Below are 12,051 nucleotides of genomic sequence, written 5' to 3'. Positions count from 1 at the left end.
GAGCGTATCGAGACCCTGTGAGCCGCTCTCGAAACCCGGTCACCTGGTCTCGATACGCGTGCTCCTTCGTCGCGCGCTGCTCGACCACCGGAGTGGGTGGTAGGCGTTACGCGAGCAGGTCGCGCACGGCGAGACCCCACTCGAAGCCGCAGTCGCGGCAGTCGAAGATCGGCGCCTCGTCATCGGTCGGGAACGCGACGACCGCCTCGGTCTCGACCGCGAGGTCGAGCGGACCGTAGACGATCGCGCGCACGGCCGCCGAACCGCACCGGGGGCACGGCTCGTCGAGCACGTCACGCGGGGCTTCGGTGTGCAGCAGGTTCGTCATGGCAGTCAAGGTACGCCGCCCCTCCGACATCCGGCGGAGGGGGCCCGCGCGTCGCCCGGTGCATGATCCCTAGACTGGGCGCGTGCTGACCGCCGTCGTCCTCCTCGCGATCGTGCCCGCCTGCCTCATCCTGGTACTCGGGCTCGTCGCGCGCGCGTTCGCCGCGCAACCGGTGACGGCACCCATCGTGCAGTACTCGCCCGAGCGGGGGTCGACCGTGCTGCGCGACGCCGTGCTCGTCGACGCCGACCGTCGTGCCGCGGCGGCCGCGCTCATCGACCTCGCGGTCAAACGCAAGGTGCGGCTCGTCGCCGCGGGCGACCGCGAACCGATCGGCGTCGAGCTCATGGAGAGCGCACGGCTCACGACGGCCGAGACGGCCTTGCTCGAGGCGCTGTTCGGCCCCGAGCACACGGGCGAGCGCCTGCGGCGGTTCTCGGCTGACCGCCGCGCACTCGCCGGACGCCTCAAGACCCTCCTCCTCGTCACCGAGATGCAGCTCGCCCGCGAGGGCCTCGTCGCCGAGCGCCGGGTCAGCTGGCCGGGAACGACGCTCACCGTGCTCGCCTACCTCGGCATGCTCGTCGAGGCGCTGCTGCTCGTCTTCACCCTGATCGCGGGCGACTGGCCGGCCTTCTTCGGCACCCTCGCCGCGCTCGCGGTCACGATCGCGACGATCTTCGCCACACCGTCGTCGTGGCGTCGGTTCCTGCCGCCGTCGCGTCCGCACCGCGAACACCTCGCGGGCCTCCGCCGCTACATCGAGGTCGCCGAGGCCGACCGGTTGCGGGTGCTGCAGTCCCCGAGTGGCGCGGAACTCCGTGCGAGCCCCGCCCTCGGTGGCGCGGCCGGTGCGACGCCCGGCCCGGCCCCGACCACCTCGACCGCCGCGTCGTCATCGCCGGCGGGCGTCGATGCCGCGACCTCGGCCCGGGTCGAGCGCTTCCACCTGCACGAGCGGCTGCTGCCGTACGCCGTGCTGTTCGGCCTCGAACGCGAGTGGCTCGCCGAGCTGCGGCTCGAGGCCGACGCCCTCGCCCGCACGAACCTCGACACGATGGGCGACCTCACCGCGGCCACCGTCGACATCGCCTCGGCGATCGACGCGGCGGGCGGCGTGCTCGACCTGACGTCGGCGGTCGGCGACCTCGTCGACGGTGCCGGGTCGGTCATCGAGGGCATCGGCGGCATCTTCGAAGGACTCGGATCATGACCCTCACCGCGCTCGAGCAGGCCATCACCGTCGACCTCGACGGCACGACGGTCTCGGGCGTGTACGCCCGGCCTGCGAGCGGTGCCGCCGAGGCCACGATCGTCGTCGCGCATGGTGCGGGCGCTGGCATGGAGCATCCGTTCATGTCGGGGTTCACCCGCGCCCTGAACGACGACGGGTTCGCGACCCTGCGCTTCAACTTCGCCTATCGCGAGGCGGGCCGCCGCTTCCCCGACCGGCCGCCGGCGGCGATCGCGGCATGGCGCACGGTCATGGATGCCGCGGCCGAACGCGCGGCGCAGGCCGGTTTCCCCGGCGAACCCCGGTGGGCCGCGGGCAAGTCGTTCGGCGGGCGCATGGCCTCGATGGCGGTGGCCGAGGGCATGGATGCCGCGGGCCTCGTGTTCCTCGGGTACCCGCTGCACGCGCCCGGAAAGGCCGACAAGCCGCGCGACGAGCACCTGCCCGGCATCACCGTGCCGATGCTGTTCCTGCAGGGGCGCAACGACCCGTTCGCGATCCCGAACGAGCAGCTCGACGAAGTCGCCGAGCGCGTCGGACCGAACGCCGTCGTCGACTGGATCGAGAACGCGAACCACTCGTTCGAGGTGAAGGGCGCGAAGCGGCCCGCCGCCGAGATCGGGGCGTCGCTCGCGGTGCCCGCGGCCGCGTTCGTTCGAGAGCACGCGACGGTGGCCTGACCCGGGCGGCGTTCCGACGCCCGCGCCACCGGCCACCGGCCACCGGCCACCCGCCACCGGCCACCCGCCACCGGCCACCGGCCACCGGCCACCGGCCACCGGCCACCGGGATCTTACGGTTCGTGAACGTCACCCCGAACCGAGCGGTTCGTGCGGGAGGCGGCGCGTACGCTGTGGCCATGACGAGCACGCGCACCTGGTGGCGGCCTGCGGTCGCGGGTGCGGCGGCGGCTGCGTTCGGCGCGGGCCTCGGCGAGCTCGTCGCGGCCGTCGTCGCGCCCGAGTCGGGGCCGGTCGTCGTCATCGGCGCCGCGCTCATCGACCTCGCGCCGCCGTGGGCGAAGGATACGGCGATCGCCTTGTTCGGCACCGCCGACAAGGTCGCGCTCGTCAGCGGCATCGTGCTCGTGCTGCTCGTCGCCGCGTGCGGAGCCGGCGTGCTCGAGGCCCGCAGGCCGCCGTGGGGCATGGTCGTGTTCGCGGCGTTCGGCGTCGCGGGCGCCCTCGCTGCGGCGACCCGGGCGAACGCCCCCATGCTGGCCGTCGTGCCATCGCTCGTCGCGGGTGTCGGCGCGATCGTGGCGCTGCGACTGCTCGTGCAGCGGCTGCCGCGAGCTGAGATGCCGGCCGGCGCTGCAGCATCCCCGCCCGAAGCGACGTCGCCGAGCGCCTCCCCGACCCGTCCGGCGGGGTCGACCCGTCGCGCGTTCCTCGGCTGGGCGGGCGGTGCCGCCGCGATCGGCGTGCTCGCCGCGCTCGGCGGTGCCGCGATCCAGGCCGGCGGGCGTGCGGTGAACGCGGTTCGCGAGGCGATCCGCCTGCCGGCGCCGACGTCGAAGGCGACCGTGCCGGCGGGCGCCGACCTCGGCATCGACGGGCTCTCCCCCGTGATCACCCCGAACGCCGAGTTCTACCGCATCGACACCGCGCTCGCCGTGCCCACGCTCGACCCGGCCGAGTGGAAGCTGCGCGTGCACGGCATGGTCGACGAGGAGTTCGAGCTCACGTGGAAGGAACTGCTCGCCCTTCCGCTCGCCGAGAGCATCACGACGCTCACGTGCGTGTCGAACGAGGTCGGCGGCGATCTCATCGGCAACGCCGTCTGGCTCGGCCACCCGATCCGTGAGCTGCTCGCCCGGGCGAAGCCGCATGCCGACGCCGACATGGTGCTCTCGCGCAGCTCCGACGGGTTCACGGCGTCGACGCCCATCGAAGTGCTGCAGGACGACCGCGACGCGATCCTCGCGGTGGGCATGAACGGTGAGCCGCTGCCCGTCGAGCACGGGTTCCCGGTGCGCATGGTCGTGCCGGGCCTCTACGGCTATGTCTCGGCGACGAAGTGGGTGGTCGACCTCGAGGTGACCCGGTTCGACCGCGCCCGCGCCTACTGGACCGACCGCGGCTGGAGCGAGCGCGGCCCCATCAAGCTCTCGTCGCGCATCGACGTGCCGCGGCGCGGGCAGTCGGTCTCCGCGGGCGACGTCGTCGTCGCCGGCGTCGCCTGGCACCAGCACGTCGGCATCGCCGCCGTCGAGGTGCAGGTCGACGACGGCCCGTGGCGCCCCGCAGAGCTCGCGACCGCGATCTCCGACGACACGTGGGTGCAATGGCGTTTCGAATGGCCGGATGCCTCCGCCGGAAGCCACACATTGCGCGTGCGGGCCACCGGGGCCGACGGCGAGGTGCAGACCGCCGAGGAGCGGCCCGTCGTGCCCGACGGCGCCACCGGCCTCGACGAGATCACCGTCGACGTGCAGTGACCCTCCCGCTGGTGGCGGAGCGCGGGCACCCGCCTGCCGGTTGAGTAGCGCCGACGCGCAGCGACGACGCGTATCGAAACCCATGCCCCGCCGAATCCGAAGTGTAGGAACTTCCGTGGCTTGTGCGGCGTGTCGGCACCGATACGCCGCGCGCCGGGCAGAAGTTCCTACAGAAGCGCGAGTGGTGCGGAGGGTTGTTCGATACGCGTCCGACGCCGTCGGGCGCTACTCGACCGGCGGGGCTCTATGAGAGGCGCGGAGTGCGGGGCGGCTCGGTGCGACGTGAGCCGGTGGCCTCGAAGGCCGCGGCGAGCGCGAGCAGCGCGGTGTCGTCGTAGGCGCGCCCCGCGAACGTGAGGCCGACGGGCATGCCGATGTCGGCCATCGTGCCCATCGGCACCGTCACGGTCGGGATGCCGAGGTGGCGCGGCACGAGGTTGCCGTTCGCGACCCAGACGCCGTTGCGCCAGCCGAGGTCGGCCGAGGCCTCGTTCACGTCCATGTCGGCGGGGCCGACGTCGGCGACCGCGGGGAACACGACGGCGTCGAGACCCTGCTCGTCCATCCACTGCTCGAGGTCGACGCGGCGGGTCTCCTCGAGGCCGCGAACGCCCTGCTCGAGCTCGGGGATGTCGGTGAACGACGCGTACGGGTGCTCGCGCACCTGCCCGGGGTACTCGGCGATGTCGTCGTCGAAGCCCGTGTACCGGTCGGGCAGCGCGCCCGCCGGCTGCGGGAAGATCGTCGCACCGTCGACGCCCGTGAGCGTCGAGAGCGCGGGGTCGCCGTTGGCCTGCAGGAAGTCCTCCCACGCCCACGCCGAGAGGTCGACGATCTCGTACTTGAGGAACTCCTCGCTGACGAGCCCGCGGGTCTTCACCGTCGGTGCGCCGGGGCGGTCGCCCTCGTAGTTCGACACCACGGGGAAATCGACCTCGACGACCTCGGCACCGGCCGCCTCGAGGTCGCGACGCGCGGCCTCCCACAGCTCGATGACCGACGCACGCGTCTCGATGCGCTCGCCCGTCGGGCCGCCGATGCCGCCGTCAGGGTTGGTGCCGGACTCGGGGTCGGCGTTGATGTACATCTTCGGCACGCCGACGCGCTTGCCGGCGAGCGTGTCACGCGCCGCCACGGCGTCGACCGGGGCGAGCGCCGGGTACGACTCGGGCCGCACCTCCGACGATGCCGCGATCTGCACCCACGGCTGCGCGCGCCAGAAGTCGCCACGCGTCTCGACGTCGTCGGCGACGATGACGTCGAGCAGCTCGAACAGGTCGGCCATGGTGCGGGCGTGGGGCACGACGACGTCCATCGTCGGCACGAGCGGCCAGTTGCCGCGCACCGAGATGACGCCGCGCGACGGCGTGTACGCGCAGAGGGCGTTGTTCGACGCCGGGGCGCGGCCGCTCGACCAGGTCTCCTCGCCGAGGCCGAACGCCCCGAACGACGCCGCGGTGGCGGTGCCCGAGCCGTTCGACGAGCCCGAGCCGAACGCGCTCGTGAGCCACTCGGCGTTGTACGGGCTCTCGGCGCGACCGTAGACGCCGCGCTGCATGCCGCCGTTCGCCATCGGGGGCATGTTCGTGAGCCCGATGAGCACGGCACCGCCGGCGCGCAGCCGCTCGATCGTGAACGCGTCGCGCTGCGCGACGAGGTGCTCGAACGCGGGGCTGCCGGCGGCTGCGGTGAGGCCGCGGGCGAGGTAACTGTCCTTGGCGGTGTACGGGATGCCGTCGAGCGGGCCCAGCGTCTCACCCCGTGCGCGGCGCTCGTCGGAAGCGCGGGCCTCGGCCGCGGCATCCGGGTTCATGACGACCAACGCATTGAGGGCCGTCTCGGTGCCGGGTGCGTCGTAGGCCGCGATGCGTGCGAGGTACGCGTCGAGCAGCTCGACGGCGGTGGTCTCGCCGGCCTCGAGCGCGGCGCGCAGGCGTGCGATCGGCGCCTCGACGACGTCGATGCCGCTCATCGGGCCACCACCGGCTGCTGCTGGGTGATGCAGTGGATGCCGCCGCCGCGGGCGAAGATGTCGCGCGAGTCGACCGTCACGGCCCGCCGGCCGGGGTAGGCGGCCTCGAGGATCTCGCGGGCCGCGGCATCCGCCTGCTCCTCGCCGAAGCCGCACGCGATGATGCCGTCGTTCACGACGAGGTGGTTGACGTAGCTGTAGTCGACGAAGCCCTCCTCGTCGCGGAGCGTCGCGGGCGCGGGGATGTCGACGATCTCGAAGCTGCGGCCCGCGGCATCCGTGGCCTGCTCGAGCACCGCGCGCAGCTCGCGCGTGACCTCGAAGTCGGGGTGCTCGGGGTTCTGCTGCGCGTGCAGCAGGAGGGTGCCGGGCGAGGTGATCGTCGCGACGATGTCGACGTGCCCGTTGGTGCCGAACTCGTCGTAGTCGCGGGTGAGGCCGCGCGGCAGCCAGACGACCTTGGTGGCGCCGATCGTGCGGGCGAGCTCGGCCTCGACGCGGGCCTTGTCGGCGTACGGGTTGCGGCGCGGGTCGAGCTGCACGGTCTCGGTGACGAGCACGGTGCCCTCGCCGTCGACGTGGATGCCGCCGCCCTCGTTGACGAGCACGCTCGACACCAGTTCGGCGCCGACGAGCGGCGCGATGAAGCGGGCGATCTCGGCCGACTTGCGCCACTCGGCCCACTCGGGCGCGCCCCAGCCGTTGAAGGTCCAGTCGACCGCGCCGAGCACGCCGGGACGCTCGTCGTCGACGACGAAGGTCGGGCCGAAGTCGCGCATCCAGAACTCGTCGAGGGGAGCCTCCACGATCTCGATGTCGCCGCTGAGCATGCGCTTCGCGCGGGCGATCTCGGTCGGGTCGACAACCATCGTCACGGGCTCGAACTCGGCGACGGCGTGGGCGACGGCCGTCCAGGCGGCGTAGCCGGTCTCGCGCTCGGAGGCCTCCTCGCCGAGGGTGAAGCCCTCTCGGGGGAACGCCATCCAGGTGCGCTCGTGCGGTGCGGTCTCACTCGGCATGCGCCAGGCCATGCGTGGTCTCCCCTTCGAGATGTCGTGGTCGCCCGGCGCCGGCGGCGTCGTCGCGTCCTCGAAATTTATTGACCAAATGATCAATACTGCTGCGAGATTACCTATGATGGGTGATCATGTCAACGCCGACCCGACCCCGCGCCGCCCGCAAGTCGCCCGACGAACGCACCCGCGACATCGTCGGCGCCGCCCGCGAGCTCGCCCTCGAGGAGGGTCTCGCAGCCGTCACCCTGCGCGCGGTCGCCGCGCGCGCCGGCGTCGCGCCCGCCCTCGTCGCCCACTACGTGCCCAGCATGGAGTCGCTCATCGCGAGCACCTTCGCGACCGTCGTCGGCGCCGAGATCGCCGAGGTCGAGGCGCTCGTCTCGACGCTCGACGGGCCGCGCGCGCAGCTCGGCACCCTCATCCGCACAGTGCTCGACGGATCGCGCGACGACGTCACGGTCGTCTGGGTCGAGGCGTGGGCGCTCGGCCGGCGCAACGAGACGCTCGCGCTCGCCGTGCGGGAGCAGATGGACGCCTGGCAGACGGTGCTGCAGGGCGTCATCGAGACCGGCGTGCGGTCGGGCGACTTCGAGACGACGGATGCCTCGGGCGTGGCGTGGCAGGTGCTCGGCATGATCGACGGACTCAACGCGCAGGCGCTCGTGCGCTGGGGCGACACCGCGCACCGCGGCGAGCTCACGCTGCACGCCGTCGAGGGCCTGCTCGGGCTGCCGCGCGGCGGGCTCGGGTAGGCGCCGCGACTTCGGTGGTCGACTGACTCCGGCGGTCGAGTCGGCACGCAGCGCCGTCGTCGGTCGAGTAGGTGCGCAGCGCCGTATCGAGACCACGCCGGCGCGCTACTCGCTGTCGCGCTCGCCGACCCAGCCCTGCGCGAGCTTCGGCGGCGCCATCACGAGCCACGCCTCCTCGACGAGCTCGTCCAGCCGCTCGTCGCCGATGCGGTCGAGCCGGGCGAGGATCGCCGGCCATCCGTCGAAGTGCGGGATCGTGAAGAACACGTCGGCATCCTCGTCGACGAGCGCGAGCTTCTCGTGCTCGTCCTCGACGCGGGCGCCCATGATCGGCCCGGGCTGCTCGTCGAGGCCGAGGTGGGCGAGGTCGGTCTTCCGCAGCGGTCGCTCCCACACGAACCCCTTGCCGTGCACCCGCCAGTGCGCCGAACCCCAGCTCACCGCCTCGCTCGTGTCGGGCAGCGCGAGCGCGAGGCGCCGCAGGTCCTCCCAGTCCGCCATGGCCGTCACCCTACGCCGCGACGTCGGGAGCGGCATCCCACCCGCTCGTCGCGCCCGAGGCGCCGGGGATGTCGCACGCTGCCGCTACCGTGGGAGCACGCCCGGCGAGAGGAGCACGCCAGATGTACCTGCTGAAGAACGCCGGCCTGCTGAACGGCATCGTCGTGACGAGCGCGAGCGACCTCAAGAAGGCGAGCGACTGCGAGTTCGCGTTCCTGCGCGAGCTCGACGTCAAGCTCGGGCGCGACACGCTGTTCGCACCGCTCGACGACCCGATGCTGCGGCGTGCCGGCGAGCTCGGCGACGCGCACGAAGAGCGGGTGCTCGAGCGGTACCGGGCCGAGTTCGGATCGGGGGTCGTCGAGATCCCCCGACCCGACGTGCGCGAGCCCGACGAGGTGGCCGCGGCGACGGCCGCGACGATCGCCGCGTTCGAGGCCGGCGCGCCCGTCGTCTTCCAGGCGACGTTCTCCGACGAACCGGTTCCGGGGCAGGGGTTCATCGGCTTCGCCGACTTCATCGTGCGGCAGCCCGACGGCCGCTACCGGGTACAGGACTCGAAGCTCGCGCGGCACGCGCGCGTCACGGCGCTGCTGCAGCTCGCCGCCTACGCCGAGCAGCTCACCCGGCTGGGCGTGCCGCTCGACGACACGGTCGAGCTGCTGCTCGGCGACGGCACGGTGAGCGCGCACCGGCTCGACGACATCCTGCCGGTGTACCGCGAGCGCATCGCGCGCCTGCAGCGCATCGTCGACGACCGCGTGGCCGACCTCGAACCCGTCGTCTGGGGCGACCCGCGCTACGGCCACGACGGGCGATGCCCGACCTGCGAACTCGAGGTGCAGGCGCACCGCGACGTGCTCATGGTCGGCGGCCTCCGGGTGACGCAGCGTGAGCCGCTCGCGGCGGCCGGCATCACGACCATCGACGAGCTCGCTGCGACGCACGAGCCCGTGCCGCACATCATGGAGGCGACGCTCGACAACCTGCGCGCCCAGGCCCGGCTGCAGCTGCGCGCCGAGGTCGAGGCCGCCGACGCGGTCGCCTCGGGTGCCTGGCGCGAGGGCGACCCGCCCCTGCCGCCACCGGTCGGCGTGCGCGACGCCCGGGCGATCGCCGCGATCCCCGAGCCGAGCGCAGGCGACCTCTTCTTCGACTTCGAGGGCGACCCGCTCTACACCGAGGGCGACGGCACGAAGTGGAACCTCGACTACCTCTGGGGCATGGTCGACAACTCCGAGACCTATACGGCGTTCTGGGCGCACTCGTTCGCCGAAGAGCGCGAGGCGCTCGTGCGCTTCCTCGAATTCGTGAAGCTGCGCCGCCAGGTGCACCCCGACCTGCACATCTTCCACTACGCGAGCTACGAGCGAACCCACCTCACCTCGATCGCCGCTCGCCACGGCGTCGGCGAGGCCGAGGTCGACCAGCTGCTCGCCGACGGCGTGCTCGTCGACCTCTACCCGATCGTGAAGCGTGCGGTGCGGGTCGGCAGCCGCTCGTACTCGATCAAGAAGCTCGAGCCCCTCTACATGGGCGCAGAGCTCCGAGAGGCCGACGTGAAGTCGGGCGCCGATTCCATCACCGAATACGTGAGGGCGGGCGAGCTGCAGGCGTTCGCGCAGGCGCACGGCACGACGTCGCCGGTCGAGGCTGCGGATGCCGCGGCCGAGGCCGCGCGAATCCTCGACGACCTCGCGGACTACAACCGGTACGACTGCGTCTCGACCCTGCGGCTGCGCGACTGGCTGCTCGGAGTGGGGGCTCGCGAGGGCGTACGCCCCGTCGCCGCGTCGATGCTCGCCGACCGCGCCGAGGGCAAGATCTACGAGGCCTCGCCCCTCGCGCTGCAGCTCAGGTCGCTCGTGCGCGAGCGCGAGGAGGCGGCGGAGCTCGCCGCCCGCGCGGGCCGCGTCGTGGCGACCGGGGGCGGTCTCGCGACGGTCGGCGCCTCCCGCCGCGACGCCGACACCGAGGCCCTCGCGCTCGCGTCGGCGGCGATCGACTACCACGCACGCGAGGCGAAGAGCTTCTGGTGGTCGCACTACCTGCGCTGCGACCAGCCGCTCGAGAGTTGGGAGGAGCACCGCGACGTGCTCGTCGTCGACCCCGAGCGATCTCGTGCGGTCGGCAACTGGTACGAGGAGCCGAGGTGGAACAGCGCTCGCCGCGAACTCCTGCTCGACGGGCGCATCGCCCCCGGGTCGAGGTTCAGCGTGGGCGGCGACGTGTTCCTGCTCTACGACTGGCCGGCTCCGTTCCACTCGCAGTCGACGCGGCCGGGCCAGCGCGCGTGGTCGTACGCGACGGTGGTCGAGGTCTCCGATGCCGGCGTACGGGTCGAGGAGCGCGGTCAGCCCGGCCTCACGTGGAGCGAGCTGCCGCTCGCGATCGCGCCCGGCGCCCCGCCGCGCGCCGACGCGCTGCGTGACGCGATCGCCGAATGGGCGGCTCCGATCCCGGGACGCACGCCCGACCTGCCGCTCGACCCGGCGATGGACATCCTGCGGCGCCACCCGCCGCGTGCGATCGGTGGACTCGCGCCGCTCGGCGGCGACCACGACTACCAGGCGGCGGTCGTCGACTCAGTACGCCGGCTCGAGCACTCCTATCTCGCGGTGCAGGGCCCTCCCGGCACGGGCAAGACCTACCTCGCCGCCCACGTGATCACCGCGCTCGTGCGCGATCACGGCTGGCGCATCGGCGTCGTCGCGCAGTCGCACTCGGTCGTCGAGAACCTGCTCGACGCCGTCGTGGGTGCGGGGCTCGATCGCGACCGCGTCGCGAAGCACCTGAAAGACGCGGGCGAGGCGGCGCAGCACGGCTTCACCGCGCTCGGGCGCAAAGACGATGTGGCCGAATTCGCCGCAGAGCGCACCGATGGCTACGTCGTCGGCGGCACGGCCTGGGACTTCTGCAACGTGCGCCGCATCCCGCGTGCCTCGCTCGACCTGCTCGTGATCGACGAGGCCGGGCAGTTCTCGCTCGCTTCGACGATCGCCGTCTCGGTGGCCACCCGCAACCTGTTGCTGCTCGGCGACCCGCAGCAGCTGCCGCAGGTGAGCCAGGCGCTCCACCCCGAACCGGTCAACGCCTCCGCGCTCGGCTGGGTCGCCGACGGCCACGACGTGCTGCCGGCGGAGCTCGGCTACTTCCTCGCGGAGAGCCGGCGCATGCACCCCGCTGTCGCGACCCCGGTGTCGCGGCTCTCGTACGAGGGCGAACTGCACTCGCATCCGGTCGCGGCGAGCCGCTCGCTCGACGGCGTCGCACCCGGGGTCACGCCCATCCCGGTCGAGCACGAGGGCAACGCGACGTTCTCGCCCGAAGAGGCCGACGCGGTCGTTCACCTCGTGCGCTCGCTCATCGGTCGCGAGTGGACCGATGCGAACGATTCGCCGAACGGTCCGGTCACGTCGCCGCCGCGACCGCTCGGGCAACGCGACCTCATCGTCGTCACGCCGTACAACGCTCAGCTCGGCACCGTGCGCGAGGCGCTCGATACGGCCGGATTCCCCGACGTGCCCGTCGGCACCGTCGACAAGTTCCAGGGCCAAGAGGCCGTCGTCGCGATCGTCTCGCTCGCGGCATCCTCGGCGGCGAGCGCGCCGCGAGGCCTCGAGTTCCTGCTGCTCAAGAACCGCCTCAACGTCGCGATCTCGCGGGCCAAGTGGGCGGCGTACCTCGTGTACTCCCCCGGCCTCGTCGACGGGCTCCCGCACCGGGCCGAAGGCGTCGCGCAGCTCAGCGCGTTCATGCGGCTCGTCGGCGCGGGAATAACCGAGAGGGTTCCTGCGTAGGGTATCGG

At 72.7% G+C, this 12,051-nt stretch carries 9 protein-coding genes; 5 read left to right on the top strand and 4 right to left on the bottom strand.

Annotated features, from left to right (window positions below):
- Positions 1-106: 106 nt before the first annotated feature.
- Positions 107-328 (bottom strand): hypothetical protein, encoded by a 222-nt coding sequence (locus MUN74_RS11745; RefSeq protein ID WP_244852347.1) that lies wholly within the window; start codon positions 326-328, stop codon positions 107-109.
- A gap of 82 nt (positions 329-410) precedes the next feature.
- Between MUN74_RS11745 and MUN74_RS11740 the strand changes: the two genes are divergently transcribed.
- From MUN74_RS11740 to MUN74_RS11730, 3 genes are all read left to right on the top strand, one after another.
- Positions 411-1,541, top strand: coding sequence for a DUF2207 domain-containing protein (locus tag MUN74_RS11740; protein WP_244852345.1), 1,131 nt, complete (start codon positions 411-413; stop codon positions 1,539-1,541).
- Positions 1,538-2,242: an alpha/beta hydrolase family protein gene (locus MUN74_RS11735; protein ID WP_244852343.1), complete on the top strand. Its 705-nt coding sequence runs from the start codon at positions 1,538-1,540 to the stop codon at positions 2,240-2,242. Before MUN74_RS11740 ends, MUN74_RS11735 begins: the two co-directional genes overlap by 4 nt.
- Positions 2,243-2,421: 179 nt before the next feature.
- Positions 2,422-4,002, top strand: coding sequence for a molybdopterin-dependent oxidoreductase (locus MUN74_RS11730; RefSeq protein WP_244852341.1), 1,581 nt, complete (start codon positions 2,422-2,424; stop codon positions 4,000-4,002).
- A gap of 244 nt (positions 4,003-4,246) precedes the next feature.
- Here MUN74_RS11730 and MUN74_RS11725 read toward each other — a convergent pair whose 3' ends face one another.
- Together MUN74_RS11725 and MUN74_RS11720 are read right to left on the bottom strand one after the other, a co-directional pair.
- On the bottom strand, positions 4,247-5,974 hold the full coding sequence (locus MUN74_RS11725) for an amidase (RefSeq protein WP_244852339.1): 1,728 nt from the start codon (positions 5,972-5,974) through the stop codon (positions 4,247-4,249).
- Positions 5,971-7,005, bottom strand: a complete 1,035-nt coding sequence (locus MUN74_RS11720) for an agmatine deiminase family protein (RefSeq protein ID WP_244856436.1) — start codon at positions 7,003-7,005, stop codon at positions 5,971-5,973. Before MUN74_RS11720 ends, MUN74_RS11725 begins: the two co-directional genes overlap by 4 nt.
- Before the next feature lie 116 nt (positions 7,006-7,121).
- Here MUN74_RS11720 and MUN74_RS11715 point away from each other — a divergent pair, with 116 nt between their 5' ends.
- Positions 7,122-7,742 carry a TetR/AcrR family transcriptional regulator gene (locus MUN74_RS11715; RefSeq protein WP_244852338.1) on the top strand — a complete coding sequence of 207 codons (621 nt, stop codon included), beginning with the start codon at positions 7,122-7,124 and terminating at the stop codon, positions 7,740-7,742.
- Positions 7,743-7,847: 105 nt separating this feature from the next.
- Here MUN74_RS11715 and MUN74_RS11710 read toward each other — a convergent pair whose 3' ends face one another.
- Positions 7,848-8,243, bottom strand: a complete 396-nt coding sequence (locus tag MUN74_RS11710; protein ID WP_244852336.1) for an MmcQ/YjbR family DNA-binding protein — start codon at positions 8,241-8,243, stop codon at positions 7,848-7,850.
- 122 nt (positions 8,244-8,365) lie between these two features.
- Between MUN74_RS11710 and MUN74_RS11705 the strand changes: the two genes are divergently transcribed.
- Positions 8,366-12,043, top strand: a complete 3,678-nt coding sequence (locus tag MUN74_RS11705; RefSeq protein ID WP_244852335.1) for a TM0106 family RecB-like putative nuclease — start codon at positions 8,366-8,368, stop codon at positions 12,041-12,043.
- Positions 12,044-12,051: the final 8 nt, after the last annotated feature.

The organism is Agromyces sp. H17E-10, from assembly GCF_022919715.1.
GTDB lineage: Bacteria > Actinomycetota > Actinomycetes > Actinomycetales > Microbacteriaceae > Agromyces.
This window is presented reverse-complemented; position numbering and strand designations above follow the sequence as displayed.

Coding starts and splice junctions, on each gene's coding strand:
- MUN74_RS11720 (WP_244856436.1), bottom strand. CDS start 7,005: ATGGCCTGGCGCATGCCGAGTGAGACCGCACCGCACGAGCGCACCTGG.
- MUN74_RS11735 (WP_244852343.1), top strand. CDS start 1,538: ATGACCCTCACCGCGCTCGAGCAGGCCATCACCGTCGACCTCGACGGC.
- MUN74_RS11705 (WP_244852335.1), top strand. CDS start 8,366: ATGTACCTGCTGAAGAACGCCGGCCTGCTGAACGGCATCGTCGTGACG.
- MUN74_RS11725 (WP_244852339.1), bottom strand. CDS start 5,974: ATGAGCGGCATCGACGTCGTCGAGGCGCCGATCGCACGCCTGCGCGCC.
- MUN74_RS11745 (WP_244852347.1), bottom strand. CDS start 328: ATGACGAACCTGCTGCACACCGAAGCCCCGCGTGACGTGCTCGACGAG.
- MUN74_RS11715 (WP_244852338.1), top strand. CDS start 7,122: ATGTCAACGCCGACCCGACCCCGCGCCGCCCGCAAGTCGCCCGACGAA.
- MUN74_RS11730 (WP_244852341.1), top strand. CDS start 2,422: ATGACGAGCACGCGCACCTGGTGGCGGCCTGCGGTCGCGGGTGCGGCG.
- MUN74_RS11710 (WP_244852336.1), bottom strand. CDS start 8,243: ATGGCGGACTGGGAGGACCTGCGGCGCCTCGCGCTCGCGCTGCCCGAC.